Below are 26,392 nucleotides of genomic sequence, written 5' to 3' on the forward strand. Positions count from 1 at the left end.
GGGGGCTCGAGCGTGACGATTCTGGAGAGCATCCGGGGACCACGCGACCTGAAGGCGCTGTCCGAGGCGGAGGTCGGTGAACTTGCTGACGAGATAAGGGAATTCCTGGTGCATGCGGTCGCCAGGACCGGTGGCCACCTGGGGCCCAATCTGGGGGTGGTGGAACTCTCCATCGCACTCCACCGGGCCTTGGAATCGCCCGCCGACCGCATCCTGTGGGACACCGGCCACCAGAGCTACGTACACAAGCTGTTGACGGCACGTCAGGATTTTTCCAAGCTGCGTGGCAAGGGCGGCCTGTCCGGCTACCCGTCGCGCGAGGAGTCCGAGCACGACGTCATCGAGAACAGCCACGCCTCCACGGCGCTCGGCTGGGCGGACGGGCTCGCCAAGGCCCGTCAGGTGCAGGGCGAGAAGGGCCATGTCGTCGCGGTCATCGGCGACGGCGCGCTGACCGGCGGCATGGCCTGGGAGGCGCTGAACAACATCGCCGCGGCCAAGGACCGCCCGCTGATCATCGTCGTCAACGACAACGAACGCTCGTACGCGCCGACCATCGGCGGCCTCGCCAACCACCTCGCCGCCCTGCGTACGACGGACAGTTACGAGAAGGTCCTCGCCTGGGGCAAGGACGTACTGCTGCGCACACCCGTCGTGGGACACACGATCTACGAGTCGCTGCACGGCGCGAAGAAGGGCTTCAAGGACGCCTTCGCGCCGCAGGGCATGTTCGAGGACCTCGGGCTCAAATACGTCGGGCCGATCGACGGGCACGACGTGGGCGCCGTGGAGTCCGCGCTGCGACGCGCGAAACGCTTCCACGGGCCGGTGGTCATCCACTGTCTGACGGAGAAGGGGCGCGGTTACGAGCCCGCGCTCGCGCACGAGGAGGACCACTTCCATACGGTCGGCGTGATGGACCCGCTCACCTGCGAGCCCCTCGCACCCTCCAACGGGCCTTCCTGGACCTCGGTGTTCGGCGACGAGATCGTCAGGATCGGGGAGGAACGCGAGGACGTCGTGGCGATCACGGCGGCCATGCTGCATCCGGTGGGACTCGGGAAGTTCGCCGAGAGGTTCCCCGACCGGGTGTGGGACGTCGGGATCGCCGAGCAGCACGCCGCGGTGTCCGCGGCCGGGCTCGCGACGGGCGGCCTCCATCCCGTCGTCGCCGTCTACGCCACCTTCCTCAACCGGGCCTTCGACCAGCTGCTGATGGACGTCGCGCTGCACCGCTGTGGCGTGACCTTCGTGCTCGACCGGGCCGGGGTCACCGGCGTCGACGGGGCCTCGCACAACGGCATGTGGGACATGTCGATCCTCCAGGTCGTGCCCGGCCTGAGGATCGCCGCGCCGCGCGACGCCGACCAGCTGCGGGCCCAGCTGCGAGAGGCGGTCGCCGTCGACGACGCGCCGACGCTGGTCCGCTTCCCGAAGGAGTCGGTGGGGCCGGAGATTCCGGCGGTCGGCCATGTCGGCGGGCTGGACGTGCTGCGCCGTGCGGACCGGCCGGAGGTGCTGCTCGTCGCTGTCGGCGTCATGGCGCCCGTCTGCCTCCAGGCCGCCGAGCTGCTCGAAGCCCGCGGCATCGGCTGCACCGTCGTCGACCCGCGCTGGGTCAAACCCGTCGACCCGGCACTGCCCGGCCTGGCCGCCGAGCACCGGCTCGTCGCGGTCGTCGAGGACAACAGCCGGGCGGCCGGGGTCGGCGCGGCGGTCGCGTTGGCGCTCGGGGACGCCGAAGTCGACGTGCCCGTACGAAGGTTCGGCATCCCGGAGCAGTTCCTCGCGCACGCCAAGCGAGCGGAGGTGCTGGCGGACATCGGTCTCACGCCCGTCGAGATCGCCGGACGGATTGGTGCCTGCCTGGCTGTCAAGGACGAGCTGTCGAAGGACGAGCCGTCGAAGGATCAGCCGTCGAAGGATCGGCGGCCCGGGCGTGACCTGTTCAGGGACGAGCTGCCCATGGATGAGTTGTCCAAGGAGAAACAGGAATGACCGATCCTGCTCAGAAGCGGGAGTTCGACCTCGGCGCGCTGCTGGCCGAGCGCGGAGCCGAGCGCTACGAGCTGCACACCAAGTACCTGAACCACCAGCTCCCGCGCATGCTGCACACCATCGGCTTCGACAAGGTGTACGAGCGGGCCGAGGGCGCGCACTTCTGGGACGCGGACGGCAACGACTACCTGGACATGCTCGCCGGGTTCGGGGTGATGGGCCTCGGCCGCCATCACCCCGTCGTCCGCCAGGCGCTGCACGACGTCCTGGACGCCTCGCTCGCCGACCTGACCCGCTTCGACTGCCAGCCCCTGCCCGGGCTGCTCGCCGAGAAGCTGCTCACCCACAGCCCGCACCTGGACCGGGTGTTCTTCGGCAACAGCGGTACGGAGGCCGTGGAGACCGCGCTGAAGTTCGCCCGGTACGCCACCGGCAAGCCTCGGATCCTCTACTGCTCGCACGCCTTCCACGGCCTGACCACCGGCTCGCTCTCCGTCAACGGTGAGGACGGGTTCCGCGACGGCTTCGCCCCGCTGCTCCCCGACACGGCCGTCCCGCTCGGCGATCTCGACGCCCTGGCACGGGAGCTGAAGAAGGGCGACGTCGCCGCGCTCATCGTCGAGCCCATCCAGGGCAAGGGTGTGCACGAGGGCCCGCCCGGCTATCTGCGCGCCGCCCAGGAACTGCTGCACAAGCACAAGGCGCTGCTCATCGCGGACGAGGTGCAGACCGGGCTCGGGCGGACCGGGGACTTCTACGCCTACCAGCACGAGGAGGGCGTCGAGCCGGACCTGGTGTGCGTGGCCAAGGCGCTCTCCGGCGGCTATGTGCCGGTCGGAGCGACACTCGGCAAGGACTGGATCTTCAAGAAGGTCTACTCGTCGATCGACCGGGTCCTCGTCCACTCGGCGAGCTTCGGATCGAACGCACAGGCCATGGCGGCGGGACTGGCCGTGCTCTCCGTGATGGAGAACGAACAGACCGTGGCCCATGCCCGGGCCATGGGCGAGCGGCTGAAGTCCCGGCTCGCGGCGCTCGTGGACACGTACGAGCTGCTGAGCGACGTACGCGGCCGGGGTCTGATGATCGGCATCGAGTTCGGGCGGCCCAAGTCGCTGAAACTGCGGAGCCGTTGGACCATGCTGCAGGCCGCGCGCAAGGGGCTGTTCGCGCAGATGGTCGTCGTCCCGCTGCTCCAGCGGCACCACATCCTCACCCAGGTCTCCGGCGATCACCTGGAGGTGATCAAGTTGATCCCGCCGCTGATCATCGACGAGCGGGACGTGGATCGGTTCGTGGCGGCTTTCACCGCCGTGATGGACGACGCGCACAGCGGCGGCGGGCTGATGTGGGACTTCGGGAAGACGCTGGTGAAGCAGGCGGTGGCCATCCGGTAAGGGGGTGCGCCTGGGGCGGGCCCTTGGCCAGGGCCCGCCTCTGTAGCGTCAGAGGGCCTCTACGTCAGAGGGCCACTGCCTCGGAGTCCCTTGCCTCAGAGGCAAGAAATTTGCCCACTAGGCAAAGCTGCGGCTCAATGGACACATGAGCCCTGCAGAGCCGGGGGCGGCCGGAACACCGCCCGAGTCCGGGACAGCCGAGGTGCTGCCCGCCGTCGCACCGCAGCTGCGTGAGCTGCGCCGCCGCGCCTCGCTGACCCTGGAGGCCGCGGCCCGTGCCGCCGGGCTCTCAGCCGCCCACCTCTCCCGGTTGGAGACGGGGCAGCGCCAGCCGTCGCTGCCGATGCTGCTCGCACTCGCTCGCATCTACGGTACGACGGTCTCGGAGCTGCTCGGTGAGACGGTCGTCGAGCGGGACGCGATCGTGCGGGCCCCCGACATGGAGCCGACCAAGGCGGGCGGCTGGACGTACTGGCAGGCCGGCGCCCCGGGACGCGGGATGCAGGCCCTGCGGGTGCACGTGCCGTACGGCTCGCAGGGCGACATCGTGCGCGTCCACCCCGGCGAGGAGTGGCTCTACGTCCTCCAGGGGGGGCTACGGCTGCGCCTCGGGGACACCGCGCAGGTGCTCGCGCCCGGAGACAGCGCGCACTTCGACTCGCTGACCCCGCACCGCATCGCGGCCGCCGATCACTCGGGGGCCGAGCTCCTCTTCGTACACACCTTGCTGCAGAGCCCTACCGCCACGCTGTGCCTCGGCCCGGCGGCAGGGCACCCGACGACCATGGGAGAGATGTCATGACGGAACCCCAGGCGCAACCCCAGGCCGAGCCCCAGGAGCCCGGCAGGCGGCGATCCATGGATGACAAGTTCCCCCGCGCGCTGTGGGTGCGGCTGATCATCTATGTTGCCGTCGGCCACCTCTTCGCGGCCTTCATCTACCTGCTGTTCACGCTGGGTGCGCAGAACCAGTAGATCTTCCTCGTCCCCGGGGGGATCGGTCCGGGCCTTCGGGGCTGTCTGCGGGGCTCAGTCCAGCAGGCGCTCGCGCAGACGCTCCCGCAGCTCCGGAGTGATGCGCAGCGCTTGCTCCAGGTAGGTGTCCACGCCGCCCCAGGTCTCCTCGATGGTGTCGAAGGCCGCCGTCAGATATTCGGCGCGTGCGTCGAACAGCGGGCTGAGCAGCTCCATGACCTCGGGGGAGCGGGCCGACTCCGAGGTGCCGCTGCGGCGGACCTTGTAGCGACGGTGCGTCGCGTTCGACTCCAGGTAGTCGGTCACGATGGCGTCGCGCTCGACGTCCAGGGCGAGGAGTGTCACCGCTATGGACAGGCCCGCGCGGTCCTTGCCCGCCGCGCAGTGCATCAGCGCGGGCACGCTGTCCTCGGCCAGGGAGTGCAGCACCTGGGAGTGCTCGGGTGTGCGCTCCTTGATGATCGTGCGGTAGGAAGCGATCATCCGGTTGGCCGCCTTGCCGTCGCCGAGGTGTGCGCGCAACTGGGCGATGTCGCCGTCACGGACCATTTGCCAGAACTCGCTGCCGTCGGCCGGGTCGGTCAGCGGAAGGTTCACGTTCCGTACACCCGCCAGCTCGACGTCCGGTCCCTCCAGCTTCTGGTCCGCGGCATTGCGGAAGTCGAAGATCGTGTGCAGCCCGAGCGAGGAGAGGAACGCGGCGTCCTCCTCCGTCGCGTGCGCGAGATGGCCGCTGCGGAACAGCCGGCCGTACCGCACCCGCCGGCCGTCCTTGGTGGGCAGGCCGCCCACGTCCCGGAAGTTGCGCACTCCGGCCAGCTCGGGCTCGGTCGACGGGACCTGCTGCGTCACGGGGGCTCCTCCCATTGGGCCGTCGGCGCTGCTCGTCGACGGGGGCGCGCTCTCCGACGATACGACATGGGTTCCTCGGGCAATGAAGTTGTCCACAGGCGTCGCCTCGGGTGTGAGACGCCCTTGGCGATGGTGGTGCTGGAGCCACTCACGAACGTCAACTACCGCTTTGCGGACGCCGGTTGAATCAGCGAGATCAAGTTGTGGCCATCTGTCCGACTGTGTCGCATGTGACTGTTCTGGACGAATTGCCGCCTTAGTTCAAACTGGGCCTGGAATAAAGCATCGTGGTTCGACCTGCGTGAGCAGCGTCATATTCGTGACGATGCGTTGTGTCCCCTTTTTCTCAACCTGCTCGAATTCTCGGGTTATTGAGGGGTCGGAATGGTCGCCTATTCACGGAGGGTGACGGGAATTCCGGCATGGATCAAGAAAGGTATGTACACAGCAGATCCACACAGTTGTCGACGCGCTCTCATCTCGCTTACGTTCGCCCTCAATCCGGACGGACGCCCAATCCTGCCGCCGCCCGGAATCCGCACTCACCCGAACTCGGCAGGAGCGGGGGACCCGCAGGTACCACGCCTGTTCCGGTCTCCGGAACGGCTAGGGGTTCAGTCGCGCATTCGCGCGGCCGGGCATCTCCAGCCCGCACCCGACAGCTCACCTCGCAGGCGCCGGAGAGGAATTCGTCATGCCCGCGAAGGGTAAGCACCGCCGTCCGAAAGCCCAGCGTTTCACCCGCTCGATCGCCGTGGCCGGAACGGGTGGCGCCGCGCTCGCGCTGCCGCTGATGGGGGCGGCCGGCGCCCACGCCGCGACCCCGACGACCGGCGTTTCGTCGGCCCCGGAGAAGAGTGCGGCGGCTTTGGGGAAGGCTGCGGCGGTTTCCGGCAAGTCCGCGGCCGACTCGTCGAAGACCGCGACCGCCGCGACGAAGACCTATGCGGTGAAGGCCGGCGACTATCTCCTGAAGATCGCCGACGAGCAGGACGTCAACGGTGGCTGGAGGCAGCTCTACTCCGACAACCGCACGGCCATCGGCAGCGACCCGTCGCTGATCCACCCGGGCCTGAAGCTGACGATCGGCGAGAAGGCCGCGTCGGCCGGTGCCGCGAAGTCCCCCTCGAAGGCGTCCACGAAGTCCACGCCGTCGTCCAGCAAGGCGAACGCGCCCAAGATACAGACCACGGACACCACGGGCCCCGTGGATTCCACGGATTCCACGAGCACCGCGGCCTCCACGGACATCCAGTCCACGGACACCGCGAGCGCCTCCGGCTACACCGTGCCCGTCGAGGGCGCCATCGTCGGCACCAACTACAAGGTGGCCGGCAGCATGTGGTCCAGCGGCTACCACACCGGTGTGGACTTCGTCGTCCCGACCGGCACCACCATCAAGTCCATCGCCGCGGGCACCGTCGTCTCCGCCGGCTGGGGTGGCGCGTACGGCAACCAGGTCGTCATCCAGCACGCCGACGGCCAGTACTCGCAGTACGCCCACCTGTCCTCGCTCTCCGTCTCGGCGGGCCAGACCGTGACCGAGGGCCAGCAGATCGGCCTCTCCGGCGCGACCGGCAACGTCACCGGTCCGCACCTGCACTTCGAGATCCGCACCACGCCGGACTACGGCTCGGACGTGGACCCGGTCGCGTACCTGCGCTCGCACGGTGTCGCCGTCGGCTGACGCCCTTGCTCGCCTCTGAAGGCCGGACCCCATGATCCCTGGGGTCCGGCCTTCGGCGTTTCAGAGACAGGGATCCATGGGCGACCCATGAGCGATCCACGAAGGAGCTATGACCGGAAGATTGCGCCCCCTGCTGGTTCATGATCCGCGCATTGCGGTCTTGTGGCGGCGGTGTACGAGGTATCGACAGGCGCGCCACGGCGACACCATAGTGATCTCCCGCAAGCGCTTTCTATGTCTTCGGAGGTTCCCGTGCCCGGCGTCGACCGACGCACCGCCGTCAAGGGCGCCGCGGCCGCAGCCGCGTCCGTCGCTCTGCTGTTCGTGGGCGCGCCTGCTGTTGTCGCGTCCGGGGACTCGAATGTCGTACGGCCCGATGACAGGCGTCTCGCGTACGAGGGCCACTGGGGACGTACCGCCGAGGCCGCCGCCACCGTCAACTCCGGGTCCCGGCTGCGGTTCCGCTTCACCGGCGGCACGCTGCACGCCCTCTTCGACGTATCGTCGATCACCGTGCCCGCGCAGATTTATGTGTCGGTGGACGGTGGGCCGAAGCGGTTGTACGACGTCGACCGGCCCGACATCGACATCGCTCTGTCGGGCCGGGGGACGCACACCGCCGAGATCTCCGTGAAGGACGTCTTCTCGCGAGCCAACCGCTGGACTCCGCCGCTGGAGACGGGGGTCGTCCTCACGGGTCTGCGGCTGGACGAGGGGGCGCGACCGCTTCCCGAACGACCTTTACGGGAGATGCAGTTGGCCTTTTACGGAGATTCCATCACCCAAGGCGTCATGGCGCTGTGCGAGGTGAACACCTCCGACTGCGCCGACGGCACGGTCGCGTATCCGACCCTGGTCGCCGACAAGCTGCACGCCTCCCTCACGCAGGTCGGCTTCGGCAGACAGGGCGTCATCCAGGCCGGCAACGGGGGAGTCCCGGCCGCCGGAGCCGCGTACGACTGGAACTACGCGGATTCCAGGGCGGATTCGGACCGCCGTGCCGATGTGATCGTTGTGAACCAGGGGACGAACGACGCGGCGTTCGGCCGCGAGGAGTTCCGGGCCGCGTACCGCGCCTACCTGGACCAGCTGCGGTCCGCGGCCCCGCGCGCCCGCATTCTCGCGCTGCGGCCCTTCAACGGTACGCATGGCGATGACATCGCCGCCGTCGTCGGTGAACTCGCCGACCGGCGGGTCGAGTTCGTCGACACCACAGGCTGGGTCACCCCGGAGAGCGGGGACTTCAACGGGACTGTCCACCCGAACGCCCAAGGGCATCGCAAGGTGGCCGACCGGCTCATTGCTCTCATCCACCACAAGGAGCACTGAAGCATGCAACCTCGAAGACTCGGCGCGATGACCGCCGCCGTGCTGCTGGTCGGCCTCGTCGCCACCCCGTCGCAAGGTGCACAGGCGCCCACACGTCGGGTCGTGGAGAACCTGGACCGCGGCCTGGTCGCCGTCCCCTCCGGCAAGGGCACCTTCCTCAGCTGGCGGCTGCTCGGCACGGAGTACGCACGGTACGGGAACGCCATCGCCTTCCATGTGTACAAGGGCGGACGTCGGCTCAACCGGGAGCCGATCACCAAGTCCACCACCTACCAGGACAACAGCCGCGGCACGGGAACGTACACCGTTCGCGCCGTCGTGAACGGCCATGAGAAGAAGCCGAGTCCGGCGGCGCTCGACTTCGCCGAAGGCTACGCGGAGATCCCGCTCGCCACCGCCGACGAGTACACCGTGCAGCACGCCTGGCCCGGCGACCTCGACGGTGACGGTCGCTATGAACTCGTCGTCAGCCGGCTCGCCACCGACCGCACCAAGCCCGATCTGCTGGAGGCCTACACGCTGACCGGCGAGCGGTTGTGGCGCGTCGACCTCGGCCCCGGCTCGTACACCCAGGTCGGCGGGAACGGTGCCAACGACCCCGCGCCCGCCGCCATCAGCGGATCGACGGCGATCGGCGGATACCGCAACGACGACAACGTCACGGTGTACGACCTCGACGGCGACGGCAAGGCCGAGGTGCTGGTGCACACGGCCGAGGGGACGACGTTCGCGGACGGCGCGAAGGTAGCCGCCGACTCGCCCGCGAACCAGTTCATTTCGGTGATCGACGGTGCGACGGGCAGCGAACGCGTCCGGCAGCCCGTCCCCGACGACTTCGTGGCCGACGGCCCCTCCGGAGGCCACTTCGGCATCGCCTACCTGGACGGCGAACACCCCAGCCTCGTCACGAAGTTGGTCACGCGGGTCGGCGCCAGACGCGGAACCTTCCGGACTCTCCTGCAGACCTGGGACTTCAACGGGACCGATCTCACCCGGCGTTGGAAGTACGTCGTCCCGTCGGACAGCGGTGCCACCAGCTTCCACCAGATCCGTACCGTCGACGTCGACCAGGACGGCAAGGACGAGATCGCCGACGGCAACTACGTCGTCAACAGCGACGGCACCCTGCGCTATGTCGTCGACGGCGCCGGGCACGGAGACCGCTTCGCCATCGCCGACCTCGACCCCGACCGGCCCGGCCTGGAGGGCTTCGCGATCCAGCAGTCCGAACTGGGCGTCGTATCGAAGTTCCCCTGGTACTACTACGACGCCGACACCGGTGAGCGTCTGGTGACCGGGGAGCACCCGGCGAACCCGACGAGCGAGGCCGACCTCGACGTCGGCCGGGGCAGCGCCGCCGACATCGACCCGGACCACCCCGGCTACGAGTACTGGACCTCCACCGCCGACGTCACCCGGCCCGGCGCGGGCGTCTTCAACGTCCAGGACGGCAAGGTCTCCGCCACCACCCCCAGCGTCAACTTCCGCATCTGGTGGGACGGCGACAAGGCCTCCGAGCTCCTCGACCACACGTACGTCGAGAAGTGGGACCCGGCGACCGAGACCAGCACCCGGATCTTCGACCCGTCCGGTGTCGTCTCCGGCGCCCGCAACGCGACCCCCTTCTACGGCGACCTCCTCGGCGACTGGCGCGAGGAGATCCTCGCCGAGACGAGCGACCACACCGCGCTGCGCCTCTACACCACCACCGAGCCGACCGACACACGCATCTACACACTCGCCCAGAACCCCGAATACCGCCTCGGCTGGACCGTGCGCGGCTATCTCCAGTCGACGTACACCGACTACTACCTGGGCACCGAGACCCGGCGGGCGCCGAAGCCCGCCCTCACCACCACCCCTCGTCCGGAAGGCAGGACCTCATGACAACCCGCAGAGCCTTCGGAGCCCTGGCCGCCGGTACCGCACTCGCGGTGCTCGCCCCGGCCACCACCGCGAGCGCCACGCCGCGCCACCGCCGGGGACGGCTCATCGCCCACGACGGCTTCCGGCACGGCCTGGGCCAGTGGGCGACCGAACTGCAGGACGGCGGCACCGTCACCGCCTCGCGCGGCGTCCTCGAGATCGACGTACCCAGCGGGGCGACGGTCTGGTTCAAGAAGAAGCTCGAAGGCCCGTACGTCATCGAGTACACCGCCACACCCGTGTCCGCGGGCGGCGTCAACGACCGGGTCTCCGACCTCAACAACTTCTGGAACGCCGTGGACGTCCGCTCCCCGGACGACGTCTTCGCCACGCCGCGCGGCGGCGCCCTCGCGGAGTACGACTACCTCAAGACGTACTACGCCGGATACGGCGCCAACACCAACACGACGACACGGCTGCGCCGATACGTCGGCGAGGCGGGCGTCCGCCCGCTGATCTACGACTACGCGGAGCCGCTGCTCACGGCCAACGAGCCACACCGCGTCCGGATCGTCTCGGACGGTTCCACGGTCCAGTGGTGGAACAACGGGGGGCTGGTCTTCGACTACCGCGACCCGGCGCCGTACACCAGTGGCCACTTCGCGTTCCGGACCGTGTGGAGTCACTTCCGGATCACGGACTTCCAGGTGTGGCGGCTGTTCAACCACTCCTGAGAAGGCCTTATTCCGGGCTAGACCTAGACTTTACGAGTGGCTTATCTCACCACCCGTCAACCCTTTCCTACGGTCGCGTAGCTCACATCGGAAGGTGAATCATGGGCCGATGTGGCAGACGATTCGAAGAGTGACAACAGATCGGTGATCGGGTCGTACGTGGCGGTGGGGGACAGCTTCACCGAAGGCGTGGGCGACCCCGGCCCCGACGGGGCCTTTGTCGGATGGGCCGACCGGTTCGCGGTGCTTCTCGCGGACCGGCGGCCCGAGGGCGACTTCACCTACACGAACCTCGCCGTGCGTGGCAAACTGCTCGACCAGGTCGTCGAGGACCAGATCCGACGAGCCAAGGAACTCGCCCCGGACCTGGTCTCCTTCTGCGCGGGCGGCAATGACATCCTCCGTCCCGGCACCGACCCCGACGAGGTCGCGGAGCGCTTCGAGCGCTCGGTCGCCGACCTCACCTCCGCCGTCGGCACCGTCATGGTGACCACCGGCTTCGACACCCGTGGCATCCCCGTGCTGAAGCATCTGCGCGGCAAGATCGCCACGTACAACGGACATGTCCGGGCCATCGCGGACCGGCATGGCTGTCCGGTCCTGGACCTGTGGTCCCTGAAGACGATTCAGGACCGCCGCGCCTGGGACGGCGACCGCCTGCACCTGTCGCCCGAGGGCCATACCCGGGTCGCCCTGCGCGCCGGCCAGGTCCTCGGCCTCGAAGTGCCCGCGGACCCGGACCAGCCCTGGCCTCCGCTGCCGCCCCGCGGCACGCTCGAAGTACGGCGCGACAACATCCACTGGGCACGCGAGTACCTCGTCCCGTGGATCGGACGGCGACTGCGCGGAGAGTCCTCCGGGGACCATGTGGCGGCCAAGGGCAGCCTGTCGCCCGACGACATCAAGATGCGGATCGATTCGGTGGCCTGAGTCGGGAGCGTACGGTCCGTCGCAGTCGCAGTCGCAGTCGCAGTCGCAGTCGCAGTCGCAGTCGCAGTCGCCGAGCCGACCCGGCGGTGCGCCGAGGCATGGGCCTCAGCGCACCGCCGCCGCCAACGCCTCCCGCTCGAGCCCCAGTTCGCGCGCGAGCGCCTCGTCCACCCACTCGTGGGCCTGCGCCCGCGACACCGCACCCGTATAGGCGGTCATCTGTACGGCCAGCCCGTCGAGCAGCGCCGTCAGCCGCAGGGCCGTCCCGGTGGGGTCCGGGCAGTGGAACTCGCCGGCGGCCACTCCCTCCGCGATCACCTCGATGATCGCGGCCTTCCACTGCCTGTCGAGATCAAGCGTGACCTCCCGCAGCGCGGGCTCGCGCAGGGCCACCGCCCAGCCCTCGATCCACAGCCGCCATCCCTTGGCCTGGCCCGTCGGCGCGTACCAGCGCACGGCGGCGCGCAGCCGTCGCAACGCGGACGTACGGCGGCCGAGCAGCTTTCGCAGATGGGCGAGGTCGTCCTGGGCCGCGTAGGTGAAGGCGGCGGCGACCAGCTTCTCCTTGGTCGAGAAGTGATACAGCACCAACGCGTTGCTCACTCCGAGCGCCGAGGCCACGTCGGCGATCCGCACCGCCGCCACGCCCCGCGCCTCGATCTGCTCAATGGCGGCCCGCAGCAACTCTTCCTGCCGCTCCGCCACACTCAACCGCACTCTTGCCACGCGATAACCCTAGTCCCTTGCCAGGGCCGGTCGGACGAACCGGTAGTCGAACCGGACGCGGCCGTCAGCCCCGAGAACCAGGAAGGTGGCGCCTCACCCGTACCACCCGAACCGCTCCGCGATCACCGGCAGTCGGTCGGCGACGATGGCGTGCGCGGCGGCCCGCGGCGTCGTCCCGTCGGCCTCCGCGCGGGCCAGCATCTGGTCGATCAGGGCCCGCATGGAGCGCCGCGTGTAGGCGAACGCCTCGTTCGCGTCGGGGCCGATGTCTCCGAAGAGCGTCCACCACCACCAGGCGTTCGTCCCGGAGTTGACCACGACGTCCGGCAGCACGAGGACCCCGCGCGCGGCCAGGGACTCCTCGGCCTGCGGCAGTACGGGCATGTTGGCCGCCTCGACGATCCAACGGGCGGTGATCCGGTGTTCGTTCGTGGTGTCGATCGCGTACGAGACCGCCGCGGGCACCAGCACCTCCGCGTCGGTGGACAGCCAGGCGTCACCGGGAAGTTCCTGGTCGGCCGGGCGCAGCGCCGAGCGGTCGACCGTCCCGTAGGTGTCCCGTGCCGTGAGCAGTGTGTCGATGTCGAGCCCGTCCGGGTTCGCGATCGTGCCCTTGATGTCGGCGACCGCGACGACCGTGAGCCCCGCGCGCGTGAGGAAACGGGCGGTGGCGCCGCCCATGGTGCCCAGGCCCTGCACGGCGACGCGAGTCCCCGCGTACGCCACCCCGGCGCGGTCCAGGGCCGCGAGTACCGACTCGGCGACTCCGCAGCCGCCGACCAGCTCGTCGAGGCCGATCCCGTCCACCTCGACCCTGAACGCGTCCGTGAGCCGCTGTCGCGCCGTCGCCTCGTCGTCCAGCAGCGGATACACGGCCTGGATGGACGAGACGAGCCCCGCCTCCGCCGCGGCCCGGTCGACCAGATCCTGAGTGAGTCCCAGGTCCTCGCCGGTGGTCCAGAATCTCTCGATGTACGGGCGCATGGCACGCAGATAGCGCACCAGCAGCCCGTACGCGGCCGGGTCCTGGGGATCGCAGTCGATGCCGCCCTTGGCGCCGCCCAGCGGGATGTAGCGGCCTTGGGGGTTTTCGGGGTTGTAGTGCAGGGCCTCTTTCATGGTCATGCCGCGGGCCAGCCCCGCGACCTCGTCCAGCGTGCAGCCGTTGCGCATCCGCAGCCCGCCGCTGGAGACGCCCCGGACGAGCCGGTCGACCACGAGGAAGCCCTGCTGGCCCGTGACGTGGTCGGTCCAGGTGAGCGTGATCAGGGGGGCGGTCATCGGGTCTCCTCGGGGACGACGGTCAGGGTGGGTCCGGGTGCGCGCGGCGCCTTGGTGAGGGCGCCGTCGTCACGGCACTCGGGAGTGATCCCCTCGCCGCCGGTGAGTACTCCGGCCTCCATGGTGCCTCCCTGGGCGCAGGGGGCGGCGAGGCCGCGGACCCACCGGAACCATTACTGAATGGTTAGTCAGTATCGGAAGCGGTTCCGGGCTCTGTCAATTTACGGAACCGATCATCGGTGGCGCCTCTGCCGCCCGGCCACCGACACGCTCACCGGGCGACACGAAGGACAGCGGATCGCCCCCTACTTCGTAGAGGGCACTTGGGCGGGCGGGGCGGTCGTCCTCGCCTCCGCCTGCTCCATGAACGGGCCGTAGGGCCACCTCCGATGGATGTCGAGCGCGGCGCTCGATGCGTCGGGCTCGGGCGCCCCGATGCGGACGTCCGCACCGATACGACGGACCGGGACCCCGCGGTGGTGACACCGGGGCCCCGGCATCGCGGTCTGTGCCGGGGACATCGCGCTGTGACACCCTCGACCCGGCGCTGTCAGAGGGGCCGACCATAATGGAAAGCCTGACCGACTCCACTTGGAGGTGCCGTGACCGGTTTCCGTACGTTGAGCTCCGGGCTCCGCGCGTTGCAGCCCGCCGCCTTCGGCGCGGACCCCGGCGGTGAGCGCATGGAGCGCATCCGTAGATCGCCGCATTTCGCGGACGGTGTCTTTCAGAACCCGGTGAGTGCCCGGACCCGCCTCGACGGCTCCATGCTCGACTTCGCGAAGGTGTACTTCCGCAAGGAGGAGCGCGCGCGCCGCGCCCCCACGGGCACGGTGCCGGTGCATGCCACCACGCTCGCCGACCTGTCCAAGCCCGCGGCGAGCGGGCTGCGGCTGACCTGGATGGGGCACTCCAGCGTGCTCGCCGAGATCGACGGGCACCGCGTGCTCTTCGACCCGGTCTGGGGCGAGCGCTGCTCGCCGTTCGACTTCGTCGGTCCCAAGCGGCTGCACCCGGTGCCCCTGCCGCTGGCCGCGCTCGGCCCGGTCGATGTCGTCGTCATCTCGCACGACCACTACGACCATCTCGACCTGCCCACCATCAAGGCCCTGGCCGACACGGACACCGTCTTCGCGGTGCCGCTCGGCGTCGGTGCCCACCTGGAGCACTGGGGCGTCTCGGCGGACCGGCTGCGCGAGCTGGACTGGCACGAGACGACGAAGATCGGCGGCATCTCCCTGACCGCCACACCGGCCCGGCACTTCTGCGGCCGCGGCATGCGCAACACCCAGCACACCCTCTGGGCCTCCTGGGTGGTCGCGGGCGACGAGCACCGGATCTACCACAGTGGTGACACCGGCTATTTCGACGGCTTCAAGGACATCGGCGCCGAGCACGGCCCGTTCGACGCCACGATGATCCAGATCGGCGCGTACAGCGAGTTCTGGCCCAAGAATCACACGGACTCTATGCCGTTGCCTGGCGGCTGGCCGGACATTCACATGAACCCGGCTCAGGGGGTCCAAACACACCTTGACCTGCAGAGAGGCGAGGTGAGCGGGGTCATGCTCCCGATCCACTGGGGTACGTTCAACCTCTCGCTGCACCCCTGGGCGGAGCCCGGGGAGTGGACAGTGGCCGCCGCCAAGGCAGTCGGGCAGGCAGTCGCTCTGCCTGTCCCGGGCCAGCCATTCGAGCCCGCTGGCGACCTCCCCGCGCATCCCTGGTGGCGCGATGTGTCACTGCCCCTCAAGCGCCAGTGGCCCGTCCCGGTGATGGCTCCGAAGGCGATTCGTGAAGACCTCGACCTCGTCGGCGAGAGCTGACCGTGGACGAGCCGAAGCGCGTGACGGACGTCCTTGCAGGCATGTCCGAGGTCGAGCGAAAGCAGGCCCTCCGAGGGCGTTGTCACACCATTGTTGAGTATGTGGGTGTCTGACGGTGCGTCGGGGCATGGCGGGCCCTGAGTTCGGGCGTGTGTTCAGGCCGTGGTGGGTCGATCGGCGGCGCCGGTGATCTGGTCCCAGATGGCGAAGCGGATGGTCATCTCGGCTCGGTGGTCGGCGGCGGTCATCAGGTGTCGGTGGGGGCGGAAGTGGGGTGAGATGCCGCTGAACGCGGACAGGAAGCGTTGTGCTGCGCCGACACTGCGGAAGCCTTTCATAGCTCGTTCGCGCTGGCGGGTGGGATGGTGGGGCCCGGAAACCCTCACCGAGCCCGAACAGCTCCAGCTCATGACCGTCCGCAACCAGTGCCCCGGGCTCGACGCCCTTACCCGTCACGTCCGGTCCTTTGCGACCATGCTCACTGACCGCCAGGGCGAGCGTCTCCCGGAGTGGCTCGACGCCGTTCGACAGGACGACCTGCCGACCCTCCACACCCTCGCCGCCGGCATCGACCGCGACCTCGACGCCGTCATCGCCGGATTGAGCCTGCCCTGGAGCTCGGGCGCGGTCGAAGGGCATGTCAACCGGATCAAGATGCTCAAGCGCCAGATGTTCGGGCGGGCAGGCTTCCGACTTCTCCGCAAGCGGGTCCTACTGGCGTGACGGAGAGCGGCCGCGTCACAGACGTTGAGCCAGAGCCTTTGAAGTGAACAAAGCCAATGGGGTCAGGTGTCGGCGCATTCGTCGATGACGGCACAGGCGAGGCGGATGCCGCCCAGGTAGGTGGAGATGCCGTCATCGCCGTGCATGTGGGGCGCGTCCTGGAACCACTGCCGCCACAGGCCGCCCTCCTGGAGGAGGCGGCTGGCCCGGTCGCCGTGCAGGACGGAGTCGGTGTACGCCAGGGCGCCCATGGCCGTCGGCTGGTCGTAGGCGAGGTCGGGCCGACGCAGGTAGCGATCCAGGTAAGCGGCGAGCAGGTCGGCGTCCCGTGCGGTGCCGAAACTCGCCAGCGCCACGCAGTAGGCCCCACCCGCGCAGCAGACCTCGCTCTCCAGCAGCAGCGCTCCCAGACGCTCGCGGAAATGGTCACGGCGCGAGACGGCGGCGAGCCATGCCGCGGTGCGCCGCTCTCGCCAGCTGCCTTCGAAGAGGGTGGTGAGCTCGGCGTCGGAAACAGCCTTCGCATCAGCGGCCAGGGCATGAACGAACGGCTCGTACTTCTCGCGCGGCATATGAAGTACCGCTCCGCCGAGCTTCAGATAGCGCCGCGCGGGGGCGCAATAGCGGCGGAACAGATCCTGTATCTCAGGGTCGTGGCGGATCACCACCCCATCCTCTCGCAACAAGCACGCAGCTGAGGGCGTTTGACGGAATACGCCTGTGGTGATCCCGGGATGGGAGGGACGTCACCTGGGACCCGGGTCGGGTGAGCGGGGTGTCGGCAGCACGCAGCGTTACTGCTCCACAAAAGTTGAGCCAGAGCCGATTTTGATGAACACCTCGTCCAGGTGCCATTTGTCGCCGGGGCGGGGCCGGCGGCGGCGCAGTGCGTTCGCGCAGGCTTGGCCGAACTTGGCGCACCAGCGGGGACCGTCTCGTAGGAGACGATCACACCGCGCTCGAGCATCAGCTCCCCGATCCCGCGGAAGCCGAGCGGGAACGGAAGTACAGCCACACGCAGTGGGAGATCACCTCGACCGGGTACCGATGCCCCTTGTACAACGGCGACGCACTCCCCACGGACAACCCCCTCCCAGCCTGATCAACCCGAAGATCATCCCACCGGTCAGCCCAACGTGACAGTGCCTCGGTGAGTTCTGCCGCCCTTACATCGGCACGCTGGCAGACGGCCGGTACTACGTCGCCAAATGGTAACGAACACAACAGTCGCAAACGTAACGGCATTGATATGCTCTGACGAACGCTCTGACGCTTCAGTCATCTGTAGAGCAGCACCCCGCACGTGCAGGCACACCATGAGAACTGAGTCCCAACCGCTGGACCGGAGGCGGAGTACACCGACGTGACATCAACCTCCCGGCAGGTATGGTTACCTGCCCAATTCACCAGTTACGCCGGCCTGCCCGAAGGACTGCGATACGCCCGCTGGGACGGTGGTTCGGTCTTTCCGTCAGATCCGGCGGAAGTGGAGTTCTACGTACCCCCGCTGGTTCAGGACCTCGACACCATCAGCAGACCGCTCGACCGGATGACCAGCCTCACAGTCGTCCAAGCCCTCAGCTCCGGGGTCGACGGGTTGTGTGCGGAACTTCGACGTCTACCAGGCAACGTGACACTGTGCAACGCCAAAGGGGTGCACGCCCGGAGCACGGCGGAGCTTGCCCTGGCGCTGATACTTGCCTCGCTTCGAGGGATACCGGAGTTCACCCATGCTCAAGACCTCGGGCTGTGGAAGCCCGAGGTGTTCCCATCTCTGTACGGGCGTTCGGTGCTCATTGTGGGTTATGGCGCCCTTGGATCCGCCCTGGAAGATCTCCTCGTGCCGTTCGGGTGTGCGGTGACGCGCGTCGCGCGCACTGACCGGCTGTCTCCCCGGGGGCCCGTGCACGCCATGTCCCACCTTCGTGGGCTCATCACGGGCGCCGACGTGGTCGTACTGGCAACCGAACTGACCCCCGCAACCCACCATTTGATCAATGCGGATCTCCTGGCGCGATTGCAGGATGGAGCGCTGCTCGTGAACATGGCCAGAGGGGCGGTCGTCGATACCGCCGCCTTGTTGGAGGAGGTACGCGGTGGCCGGATCCGCGCAGCGCTGGACGTGACGGATCCGGAACCGCTGCCGGCGGGACATCCACTCTGGGAGACACCCGGTGTCCTGATCACCCCGCACGTCGGCGCGTTCACCCCGGCCATGTGGCCCCGCCTCGAACAACTGATCCGCCGGCAACTTGAGCGGTTCGCCAGAGACGAGGAACTGGACAACGTGGTGGCCTGCTGACGCTGAGAAACACTCCGTTGTACCCCCCCTTCACGCCGCCACCGGGGCGGCAGTCACTGAAAGAACAGGAACCAGCGTGGGCACCGTAACCTCCGATCCTGGGCGTCGAACCGGCACGCCCGGCGACCTTGTACCTGTGGAAGCGGCACGGTCACTGATCCCCCTCCTCGCCGACGAAGCCCCCCGCACGGAGAACGCCCGCAGGCTTACGGACGCGAGCGTGACCGCTCTGCGGCAGTCCGGCCTCTTCCGGCTGGGCACACCCGCGGCACATGGCGGCCTCGGCGCGGGCGTCCGTACCGCGGTGGACGTGTGCGAGGAACTGGCACACGGATGCGCGGCCAGTTCCTGGATCGTGGGAATCGCCTACGGCGGCAACCTCTTCGCCTCCCAGCTTGCGGAGGCTGAGCGCGCCACAGTCTGGAAGCACGACGCGGACGCCGTCGTCTGCGGCACGGCCAACCCGTCCGGAACAGCGCAGCGGGCGGACAACGGTTGGCTACTGAGCGGCAGTTGGCCCTGGATATCCGGCATCCACCACGCGCAGTGGACCCTGCTCGGCTTTGCCTGGACGAACAACGAGGGCGAAACGGAGCGGGGTATGGCGCTGGTCCCCACATCCGCCCTGACCGTCGCTGACGTATGGCACGTGGCGGGAATGCGGGGAACCGGAAGCAACACCGCCGTGGCGGACGACGTGTACGTGCCGGACTCCCGGATCATCTCCCTCACCGACATGGCGAACGGCACCTACCAGCGACGCCATCCCGACGAGCCGCGGATCACCTTCCACCTTTCCATCAACCTTCCTCTCGTGGCGACCGCGGTGGGGATCGCCGCGGAGGCGCTGCAGCAGGTCGTCATGGCCGCGGCCCGGGGGAAGCGGGCGGTCTCACCACTGCACCACCTGGTCGCCGAAGCGCCTTCCCATCAGTTGAACGTGGCGGACGCCGCGACGCTGATCGACACCGCACGCCTCCACCTCCGCCGCGCTGCCGACGAGGTGGACACGCAGGCCCGCGCCGGCCGCCGGCCCGAGCTCCCCGACCGGGCCCGCCTGCGCATGGACGCCGCCCACGCCATGCGGTGTGCTCGCGAGGCCGTGAGTCTGCTGCTCGACACCGCCGGTGCCGGCAGCTTCGCGGACGGCTCGGTACTGCAGAGGGCGTGGCGCGACATCGAGACGGCCTCGCGTCACGCAGCCTTCAGCATTCAGACGAGCAAGGAGATCTACGGTCGCGCTCTCCTGGGTGCCTCGCTACCGACGAGTCCGGTCATCTGAGAAGAGTCGACAATGCACGATATGGCAGCCAATGGCGCGAGCGCGGCCACCGCCGCGCACGGGTCCGGATCCCCGCGGGTGGCACTGGTCACCGGCGCAGGGCGCGGCCTGGGGGAGGCGATCGCCACGCGACTGCATCAGCTGGGACTGCGGGTGGCCCTGCTCGACCGAGACGGTGACGCCGCAGCCGAGGTGGCCCGAAGGCTCGATCCCGACATGGGTACCACGCTGGCACTTCCGGTCGATGTGGACGATGCCGCCGCGGTGGAAGCCGCAGTGGGGAAGGTCACCGGTGCGTGGCACGCACCTGACGTACTGGTCAACAACGCGGCCCGCACCGTGCCGGCATCGGTATGGGACATCGGGCTGGACGAGTGGGATGCCGTGATGGCGACCAATCTGCGCAGTGTCCTCGTAATGACTCGCCTGTGCGCGTCGCCGATGCGGGAACGCGGGTGGGGGCGCGTGATCAACCTTGCCTCACTGGCGGGCCAGCAGGGCGGTACGCTCGCAGGCGCCCACTACTCCGCCGCCAAGGCCGGCGTACTGGTGCTCACCAAGGTGTTCGCTCGGGAGTTGGCACCGTACGGAGTGACCGTCAACGCGGTCGCGCCGGCATCCGTCCAGACCCCCGCGGTGGAGGAACTCGGTGCCACGACGGTATCCGAGGCGGCAAAGAGCATCCCCGTCGGACGCCTGGGCCGGCCGACGGAAGTGGCCGCCCTCGTGGCCTACCTGGCAAGCGAGGACGCCGGATACGTTACCGGCGCCACCTTCGACATCAACGGCGGGACGCACATGCGCTGACCCGCCCCCCTTGGGACGGGCCACCACACGCAACATGGACCGCATCACCGATTTTGCGATCCCGCAGGTCAAACGCCCTGATGAGGGTGCGAGGTGCGGCTCGTCAGACGACCGTGCCTCGCCTCCTGGTGTTCCTTTACTCGCCGTCAGGGAACAAACCTGCTTCTCGCACACCTACGACCTGTTCGTGGCCCTCACCTACGACTCGCTCAGGCGGCGGCCTGTCCGCCCTGTGCCCGAACAGCCAGTGTCGCCGCCTGCATCGACGAACTGGCGGCCCACCCGGAGGTCTCCGGCATCCTCCTGCAACTCCCGCTGCCCGGCGAGCTGGACTCCGCCGCGCTGATCGACCGCATCCCGGTGGGCAAGGACGTCGACGGCCTGACCACCGCGAGCGCCGGTCTGCTCGCGCGCGGCGAGTACGGCCTGTGGCTCTGCACCCTCAGCGGCGTGATCGAACTCCTCGACGCGGAAGGGGTTTCCATGAAGGGGGCCCACGCTGTCGTAGTCGGACGGTCCGAACTCGTCGGCCGCCCCATGGCCCAGCTGCTCCTGCAGCGCGACGCCACGGTCACCATCGCCCACCGGTACACGTCCGACCTCGCAGCCGTGACTCGGCCTGCCGACATCCTCGTGGTCGCCATCGGTGTACCCGGGCTCATCGGCCCCGAACACGTCAAGCCCGGGGCCACAGTCATCGACGTCGGCATTCACCGGACACCGACCGGCCTCACCGGTGACGTTCGCACAAGCGAGGTGGACGGCATCGCCGGACGCATCACCCCGGTACCGGGCGGCGTCGGCCCCATGGCCATCGCCATGCTCATGGTCAACACCCTCCGGGCGGCCCAGTGGGCACACCACACAGCCTCCCCAACGCCGCACCCACCGCCCAACTGAAAGGTTGCCTCGCAAAGTGTGATCGGGCCCGTGGCTGAAGGGATTCGCCAACGACCCCGAGATCGCCGGAACACTCGCCACGGACTCAGCAGATCATTCTGAAACGAGATCTTCAGTGCTGTTCCTCTCCCTTGCCGCGCGCGGACGCGCCCCGGCTCATCGCGAGTACCGCGTCGCGGCGGTTGAGTCCTCCGAACGGTGAGCCGCCGGTCGGCGTGTCGCTGCCACAGATCCAGGTGGGACCGTCGGCCAGGTGGTCCAGCGCCTCTTCAGCGACGTCTTCGGGATCGGCCGCCGCGCCGGCGAACGCGTGGCCTTGGGCCTCTTCCGCACGGCGCAGCGATGGAGTGTCGGTTCTGCCGAGGACGAGCCCCAGGACGTCCACTCCGCTGTCGCGCCACTCCGCCCACAGGCTTTCCGCCAGGATGAGATCGAACGCCTTCGTCGCCCCGTAGGCGGCGAGCGTGGCCCCGCCGGCCCAGGCCGCGCCGGACGTCACCAGCACCATGGCCCCCCGCTTCCGCTCCACCATCGGGGCGCCGAAGCGGTAGGCCGCTTCCAGTACGGCGGCGCAGTTGCGGTGGACCAGCTCCAGGTGGGTGTCGAGGTCCTTGTCGAGGAACGCGACGCTTCGGTCGTCGCCACCGGCGTTGTAGACGAAGAGCCCCACCTCCAGGTCGGAGGTCGCGCGTGCGAGTGCCGCCAGGGCGCCCGTGGAGCTGAGGTCGAGCGTGACCGTGCGGGCCTCGACGCCGTGCCGCGCCCGGATGTCGTCGGCGCATGCCTCCAGTACGGGTGAGCGCCGTGCCACCAGCACGACGTTCATGCCACGGGAGGCCATCCCGTGGGCGAACGCGGCACCGACTCCGTCGGATCCGCCGGCGACGATGCCCCACGGCCCGTACGTGCTCGTGAGAATCTCAGCCATTCCGTACTCCTCATCTGGGTCGACCCGTCAACTGGAATGAACAGAAGGGCGGTTCACGTGAACGCATCACGGTGGCGGATGGAGTACTTTCTTCTCGACCGCGTCCGAAGACAGGACCGTCCCGATGATTCCGAGGTCCACTCCCGCGTTCGCCGCGACCTCGCGCACCACGGTGACGTCCTTGCTCATCAGGTCGGCGAGACGCGCCGCGACCACGTCGACCGATCCGCCGCCGGCGACGACGCCGAGCGCTCGGCTGGCGCCGCTGCCGTGCTGCACGGCGGCCAGGATCGCCTTCTCCTCGATCCCCAGCGAGCCCGCGATGCGTACCGCGTCGATCACGAGGCCGACCTGCGCCACGAACAGCGCGTTGTTGACGAGCTTGACCCGCTGACCGTTGCCGACCGGTCCCACGAACATGACCGGCGAGGCGTACGTCTCCAGCAGCGGACGCATTTCGTCCAGTACGGCCTCGTCCCCGCCCACCCACAGCGTGAGCCGACCCGCGGCGACGTCGTGCGGGCCGCCGGAGAGCGCGGCGTCGAGCACCCTGATCCGGCGGTTCGCGCCCGCCTCGGCGAGGAGTTGTGCGGTCGCGGGGTCGGAGGTGGTGTGCTGGACGAGCGTCGCGCCCGGCTTCATGACCGCGACAGCACCGTCCGAGCCTCCCGCACCGTCCGAACCAAGGCAGACCGATCGCACCTGCTCGTCCTTCAGCACCACGACGAATACCGCGGCGACGTCGTGCGGGCCGCCGCCGCGACCGTGTCGGCACAGGTCAGCCCGTCGGCCTTGGCGGCCGCACGGGCCTTTGGACGGCGTACGAGGACGGTGACGTCGTGATCCGCGGCCACCAGGCGGTTGAGGATTGGCCGACCCATACGACCCGGGCCGATGAATCCGATCTTCACTCGTCCTCCAGGTGGCTGCGGGCTGCGGGCGGCGCGAGCATCTCGCGGTGTTCGACGCTGCCGTCGAGGCTGGCGTTGATGCGCTCGGTGATGCGCCAGCCCTGCGGGGTGCGCGCCCAGCGCCAGGTGTTCGCGGACACCTGGAACACCCAGAAGCGGCCGGCCTCGGCGTCCCAGCGCAGGTGCAGCGCGTGGCTGCGGCCGGTGGCGCGGTCGCCGTCGACGACGATGTGCGGCGCGGTCAGGACGTGACCGCAGCCCTTGTGGATCAGGCTCTGGTGGCCGGCGCCGTGCACCATGCCGACGATGTCGTCCCGGCCTTGCATCCGCAGATGGGGGATGGCGTCGAAGATGCCGTCGTCGGTCCACAGTCCTGCCGCGGCCTCACCCGAACCGCTGTCGACCGCGGGCCCGTACTGGGCGACGAGTTGCATGATCTCGACCTTGTCCTCCAGAGCGCGCACCTTCGCCGCCAGCGTCTCCACCGTGGCGCGCAGCTGGGCAAGTTCGTCGGTCTCGCTCATCCGTCACAGCTCCCGGGTACGACGACGATGCGGGCCGGTCCGTTCGCGTCGCGGGCCGCTTCCAGCGCGGCGGGCACCTCGTCGAGCCCGACAGTCCCGGCGCCGCCCAGCATCGGCGTGACATCCAGGCCGCCCGAGCAGACCGCTTCGAACGCCTCGTCCCAGTGGGCCATCGACGGGCCACCGCCGAACTGGATGTTCAGGCCCTTCCGCTTCGCGGTCAGGGTGTGCAGGTGGTCGCCCTCGGGCGGGCCGCCGACGGAGAAGATCCGGGTGCCGCGCTCGCATCCCTTGATGATCGAGTCGAGGACGCCAGGGACACCGACACACTCGAACACGACACAGCCCGGCTGACCGGGCGGCGCCATCATGTCCTTCATCGACCCGACCGGCCCGTGGGCCACGTCGTGCCACGCCCGGTACGGCGAGACCTCGGCCGGATCGACGACCACATCGGCCCCCATGGCCAGTGCGGTGGCGCGCGGCGACGCCACGAAGTCCACCGCCACGATCGGGCCCACGCCAAGGCTTCTGAGCCGCGCGATCGCCGACAGTGCGATGGCGCCACAGCCGATGACGAGCGGCACCTCCTTCGGCGTCACCCGGGCCCGCGAGGCGGTCGACCAGCCGACCGAGATCGCGTCGGCGACACACACGATCTCGCTCGGAAGGTCCGAGTCCACGACCCGGGTGATGGCCTCGGTCAGCAGGAAGTACTCGCCGAACGCACCGGGCGCCTCGGGGTTCTGCCCGATGATCCTGCGGCCGGCGGCGGTGGTCAGCACCGGCAGAGAGCTGACGCGCGTACCGACGGGGATCCGGCGCTCGGTGTCCGGGCCGTAGTCCACGACTTGGGCGCAGTACTCGTGGCCCATGACGATGTCGACGTCCTGGTCGTACGTCGACATCCCGCTGTCGTCGCCGGCGCCCGCCTCCGGATGGTCCATGAAGTGAAGGTCCGACGCGCAGACCCCGCACGCGAGCGAGCGGACGAGCAGTTGGCCCGGTCCGGGAACCGGATCCTCGATGCTTCGCGCCTCGACCGTTCCGCCCCGCAGCACAGCAGCACGCATCAGCGTCTCCTCTGCAGTCCGTCCTCCGGGACTGTAGCGTCACTGCGGGAGTTACAGAAGACTCTCTCCTATAAATAGGGGGCCGGGTCGCCAGCCTCGATCGTTGGTCAGTACCTGGTCATTACAATCGCCGGCATGGAAGAGCCTCGCCGTCGCCCGGGCCGTCCACGTGACACGAGCATCAACGAACGGGCCCTCACGGCAACGCGCGAACTGCTCGTCCAGCGCGGCTTCGACGCGACGACGATCCAGGCCGTCGCGGAGCACTCCGGTGTGCACGCCTCCGCCATCTACCGGCGCTGGCCGTCACGGATCGAGCTGATCGAGGAGGCCACGTTCCCCGGGCTCAGCCCGCTGAGCGTGCAGCCGACGGGGGACCTCCGGCGCGATCTGCGCCGCTTCATCCGCGCCTACCTGGCGGCCTTCAGCGCTCCCGCCGCACGTGCGGCCGCAGCCGGACTCCTCGCGCACCACCAGACTTCGGACCGCACCCGTCCACCGGAGCTGTATCTGCGCGTGTCGGCGCGGCCCCAGTTCCAGGACATCCTGCGCGCCGCACCGCCCGGCAGCGTCGACCCGGCCGTGGACCCGGACGACGTCTTCGACATGCTCCTTGGCGCCGTCCTGACCCGCACGCTCCTTTCGACCGTCACCGTGCGAACCCGCCCCGTCGAGCGCACCGTCGAGATGATCCTCCGGCTGCTGCGGCCCCTCGACTGGCCGACGTAACCAGAATGGGGCCGTTGTCCTCCCCGGTGACGGCGCTCCTGCTGGCGTGGGGGCGCCCGGTGCGCGACGCGGCGCGAGAACCCCCGCGGTGCGCTTGGACCGGCGCCTGTCGGAGTCCGGCTTCCGATCGGTGCCGGGCTCGGGGCGTCCGCGCGGGAAGCGGCCGTCGGCAGCCTCCGGGGCGCTGCCCGGTGGACAGGGCCTCGATGGCGTTTTCGAGGCCCGAAGTTCTCCAACCCGGGCGCGGGGTGTCCACATTGCGTGCAACAGAGGCTTGACCAGAGTCGTTCGCAGGCGATCCGACTCTTCTCCCGGCAACCTGCCAGCGCGGGAGCGGTCGCCCGGACAGGTCCTAGACTAGGCCGATTCGTTTGGATCACTCCCCCTGGCCGAGGTTGTCGTTGATGATGTCCGTGTGACTAACCGCATCAGCGCTCCAATCTCGGCCTTCGGCGTTCTTGCCAGCACGATGTTGTTCGTCGGTGCCGTTCGCGAGTACCGCTCCGGGGCATCGGCTCTCTGGATCGCCGCTGGAGCTGTGATCTTCCTCAGCGCCTTGTACGCGCTTGTACGGGATGTGCGGCGGCTCCGCACAGGGCAGACGACCTGACG

The 26,392-nt window shown here is 69.0% G+C and carries 25 protein-coding genes, 3 pseudogenes and 1 riboswitch; of the genes and pseudogenes, 16 read left to right on the plus strand and 12 right to left on the minus strand.

The annotated features are described in order from the left end of the window. Positions 1–12 precede the first annotated feature (12 nt). The 4 genes from dxs to AB0D57_RS02110 all read left to right on the plus strand — a co-directional run bounded on the left by dxs (position 13) and on the right by AB0D57_RS02110 (position 4,370). Complete coding sequence (gene dxs, locus AB0D57_RS02095) at positions 13–1,998, plus strand: 1-deoxy-D-xylulose-5-phosphate synthase (RefSeq protein WP_362065976.1); 1,986 nt, start codon at positions 13–15, stop codon at positions 1,996–1,998. After that, positions 1,995–3,395, plus strand: coding sequence for an aspartate aminotransferase family protein (locus tag AB0D57_RS02100; RefSeq protein ID WP_362065979.1), 1,401 nt, complete (start codon positions 1,995–1,997; stop codon positions 3,393–3,395). The genes dxs and AB0D57_RS02100 overlap by 4 nt, the downstream gene beginning before the upstream one ends. A gap of 145 nt (positions 3,396–3,540) precedes the next feature. After that, on the plus strand, positions 3,541–4,197 hold the full coding sequence (locus tag AB0D57_RS02105) for an XRE family transcriptional regulator (protein ID WP_362065981.1): 657 nt from the start codon (positions 3,541–3,543) through the stop codon (positions 4,195–4,197). Between the two features lie 56 nt (positions 4,198–4,253). After that, positions 4,254–4,370 carry a DUF6126 family protein gene (locus AB0D57_RS02110; RefSeq protein ID WP_362066177.1) on the plus strand — a complete coding sequence of 39 codons (117 nt, stop codon included), beginning with the start codon at positions 4,254–4,256 and terminating at the stop codon, positions 4,368–4,370. A 54-nt stretch (positions 4,371–4,424) separates the two neighbouring features. On the opposite strand, the gene AB0D57_RS02115 is transcribed toward AB0D57_RS02110, so the two are convergent. After that, positions 4,425–5,222 (minus strand): tyrosine-protein phosphatase, encoded by a 798-nt coding sequence (locus tag AB0D57_RS02115; protein WP_362065983.1) that lies wholly within the window; start codon positions 5,220–5,222, stop codon positions 4,425–4,427. A gap of 533 nt (positions 5,223–5,755) precedes the next feature. Beyond that, positions 5,756–5,912, plus strand: a riboswitch (cyclic di-AMP (ydaO/yuaA leader). A gap of 4 nt (positions 5,913–5,916) precedes the next feature. Between AB0D57_RS02115 and AB0D57_RS02120 the strand changes: the two genes are divergently transcribed. From AB0D57_RS02120 to AB0D57_RS02140, 5 genes are all read left to right on the plus strand, one after another. After that, entirely contained in the window at positions 5,917–6,909 is a 993-nt protein-coding gene (locus AB0D57_RS02120) for a LysM peptidoglycan-binding domain-containing M23 family metallopeptidase (RefSeq protein WP_362065985.1), read from the plus strand. A gap of 252 nt (positions 6,910–7,161) precedes the next feature. Next, positions 7,162–8,238, plus strand: coding sequence for an SGNH/GDSL hydrolase family protein (locus tag AB0D57_RS02125; protein WP_362065987.1), 1,077 nt, complete (start codon positions 7,162–7,164; stop codon positions 8,236–8,238). A 3-nt stretch (positions 8,239–8,241) separates the two neighbouring features. Continuing rightward, a complete protein-coding gene (locus AB0D57_RS02130) occupies positions 8,242–10,125 on the plus strand; it encodes a hypothetical protein (RefSeq protein ID WP_362065989.1) in 1,884 nt (627 codons plus the stop codon). Beyond that, positions 10,122–10,838: a DUF6250 domain-containing protein gene (locus AB0D57_RS02135; RefSeq protein ID WP_362065992.1), complete on the plus strand. Its 717-nt coding sequence runs from the start codon at positions 10,122–10,124 to the stop codon at positions 10,836–10,838. Before AB0D57_RS02130 ends, AB0D57_RS02135 begins: the two co-directional genes overlap by 4 nt. Positions 10,839–10,982: 144 nt before the next feature. Beyond that, complete coding sequence (locus tag AB0D57_RS02140) at positions 10,983–11,768, plus strand: SGNH/GDSL hydrolase family protein (protein WP_362066180.1); 786 nt, start codon at positions 10,983–10,985, stop codon at positions 11,766–11,768. Positions 11,769–11,873: 105 nt separating this feature from the next. Here the strand turns inward: AB0D57_RS02140 and AB0D57_RS02145 are convergent, their stop codons facing one another. The 3 genes from AB0D57_RS02145 to AB0D57_RS02155 form a co-directional block, all read right to left on the minus strand. Then, entirely contained in the window at positions 11,874–12,494 is a 621-nt protein-coding gene (locus AB0D57_RS02145) for a TetR/AcrR family transcriptional regulator (protein ID WP_362065994.1), read from the minus strand. Between the two features lie 93 nt (positions 12,495–12,587). After that, a complete protein-coding gene (locus tag AB0D57_RS02150) occupies positions 12,588–13,775 on the minus strand; it encodes a Glu/Leu/Phe/Val dehydrogenase dimerization domain-containing protein (RefSeq protein ID WP_362065996.1) in 1,188 nt (395 codons plus the stop codon). Continuing rightward, positions 13,772–13,897 (minus strand): hypothetical protein, encoded by a 126-nt coding sequence (locus AB0D57_RS02155; RefSeq protein ID WP_362065998.1) that lies wholly within the window; start codon positions 13,895–13,897, stop codon positions 13,772–13,774. The genes AB0D57_RS02150 and AB0D57_RS02155 overlap by 4 nt, the downstream gene beginning before the upstream one ends. A 480-nt stretch (positions 13,898–14,377) precedes the next feature. Here AB0D57_RS02155 and AB0D57_RS02160 point away from each other — a divergent pair, with 480 nt between their 5' ends. Then, positions 14,378–15,601, plus strand: coding sequence for an MBL fold metallo-hydrolase (locus AB0D57_RS02160; RefSeq protein WP_362066000.1), 1,224 nt, complete (start codon positions 14,378–14,380; stop codon positions 15,599–15,601). Positions 15,602–15,756: 155 nt separating this feature from the next. Here the strand turns inward: AB0D57_RS02160 and AB0D57_RS02165 are convergent. Beyond that, positions 15,757–15,963, minus strand: a pseudogene (locus AB0D57_RS02165) (IS6 family transposase); the annotation flags it as partial. 10 nt (positions 15,964–15,973) lie between these two features. On the opposite strand from AB0D57_RS02165, the pseudogene AB0D57_RS02170 reads away from it, so the two are divergent. Further along, positions 15,974–16,324 (plus strand): annotated as a pseudogene (locus AB0D57_RS02170) (transposase); the annotation flags it as partial. A 62-nt stretch (positions 16,325–16,386) separates the two neighbouring features. Here the strand turns inward: AB0D57_RS02170 and AB0D57_RS02175 are convergent. Together AB0D57_RS02175 and AB0D57_RS02180 are read right to left on the minus strand one after the other, a co-directional pair. Beyond that, positions 16,387–16,989, minus strand: a complete 603-nt coding sequence (locus AB0D57_RS02175) for a DUF6000 family protein (protein WP_362066002.1) — start codon at positions 16,987–16,989, stop codon at positions 16,387–16,389. A 159-nt stretch (positions 16,990–17,148) separates the two neighbouring features. Next, positions 17,149–17,404, minus strand: a pseudogene (locus tag AB0D57_RS02180) (IS6 family transposase); the annotation flags it as partial. A gap of 283 nt (positions 17,405–17,687) precedes the next feature. Between AB0D57_RS02180 and AB0D57_RS02185 the strand changes: the two are divergent. The 4 genes from AB0D57_RS02185 (at position 17,688) to AB0D57_RS02200 (ending at position 21,615) form a co-directional block, all read left to right on the plus strand. Further along, positions 17,688–18,626 carry a 2-hydroxyacid dehydrogenase gene (locus AB0D57_RS02185; protein ID WP_362066004.1) on the plus strand — a complete coding sequence of 313 codons (939 nt, stop codon included), beginning with the start codon at positions 17,688–17,690 and terminating at the stop codon, positions 18,624–18,626. A gap of 136 nt (positions 18,627–18,762) precedes the next feature. Further along, positions 18,763–19,908 carry an acyl-CoA dehydrogenase family protein gene (locus AB0D57_RS02190; RefSeq protein ID WP_362066006.1) on the plus strand — a complete coding sequence of 382 codons (1,146 nt, stop codon included), beginning with the start codon at positions 18,763–18,765 and terminating at the stop codon, positions 19,906–19,908. 21 nt (positions 19,909–19,929) lie between these two features. Further along, on the plus strand, positions 19,930–20,715 hold the full coding sequence (locus tag AB0D57_RS02195; RefSeq protein WP_362066008.1) for an SDR family NAD(P)-dependent oxidoreductase: 786 nt from the start codon (positions 19,930–19,932) through the stop codon (positions 20,713–20,715). A gap of 93 nt (positions 20,716–20,808) precedes the next feature. After that, positions 20,809–21,615, plus strand: coding sequence for a bifunctional 5,10-methylenetetrahydrofolate dehydrogenase/5,10-methenyltetrahydrofolate cyclohydrolase (locus AB0D57_RS02200; protein ID WP_362066010.1), 807 nt, complete (start codon positions 20,809–20,811; stop codon positions 21,613–21,615). Positions 21,616–21,727: 112 nt separating this feature from the next. On the opposite strand, the gene AB0D57_RS02205 is transcribed toward AB0D57_RS02200, so the two are convergent. The 5 genes from AB0D57_RS02205 to AB0D57_RS02225 all read right to left on the minus strand — a co-directional run bounded on the left by AB0D57_RS02205 (position 21,728) and on the right by AB0D57_RS02225 (position 25,051). After that, positions 21,728–22,543: an SDR family NAD(P)-dependent oxidoreductase gene (locus AB0D57_RS02205; RefSeq protein ID WP_362066012.1), complete on the minus strand. Its 816-nt coding sequence runs from the start codon at positions 22,541–22,543 to the stop codon at positions 21,728–21,730. A 66-nt stretch (positions 22,544–22,609) separates the two neighbouring features. Further along, on the minus strand, positions 22,610–23,266 hold the full coding sequence (locus AB0D57_RS02210; RefSeq protein WP_362066014.1) for an NAD(P)-binding domain-containing protein: 657 nt from the start codon (positions 23,264–23,266) through the stop codon (positions 22,610–22,612). Beyond that, on the minus strand, positions 23,257–23,454 hold the full coding sequence (locus AB0D57_RS02215; RefSeq protein WP_362066016.1) for an NAD(P)-binding domain-containing protein: 198 nt from the start codon (positions 23,452–23,454) through the stop codon (positions 23,257–23,259). The genes AB0D57_RS02210 and AB0D57_RS02215 overlap by 10 nt, the downstream gene beginning before the upstream one ends. After that, the gene (locus AB0D57_RS02220; RefSeq protein ID WP_362066018.1) at positions 23,451–23,978 is read right to left on the minus strand and encodes a nuclear transport factor 2 family protein; all 528 of its coding nucleotides are present in this window, start codon (positions 23,976–23,978) and stop codon (positions 23,451–23,453) included. Before AB0D57_RS02220 ends, AB0D57_RS02215 begins: the two co-directional genes overlap by 4 nt. Next, positions 23,975–25,051, minus strand: coding sequence for a zinc-binding dehydrogenase (locus tag AB0D57_RS02225; protein WP_362066020.1), 1,077 nt, complete (start codon positions 25,049–25,051; stop codon positions 23,975–23,977). The genes AB0D57_RS02220 and AB0D57_RS02225 overlap by 4 nt, the downstream gene beginning before the upstream one ends. A 135-nt stretch (positions 25,052–25,186) precedes the next feature. Between AB0D57_RS02225 and AB0D57_RS02230 the strand changes: the two genes are divergently transcribed. Beyond that, on the plus strand, positions 25,187–25,780 hold the full coding sequence (locus AB0D57_RS02230) for a TetR/AcrR family transcriptional regulator (protein ID WP_362066022.1): 594 nt from the start codon (positions 25,187–25,189) through the stop codon (positions 25,778–25,780). The last annotated feature ends 612 nt before the right edge of the window (positions 25,781–26,392 follow it).

The sequence above is a fragment of the Streptomyces sp. NPDC048275 genome (genome assembly GCF_040652275.1).
Classification (GTDB): domain Bacteria; phylum Actinomycetota; class Actinomycetes; order Streptomycetales; family Streptomycetaceae; genus Streptomyces.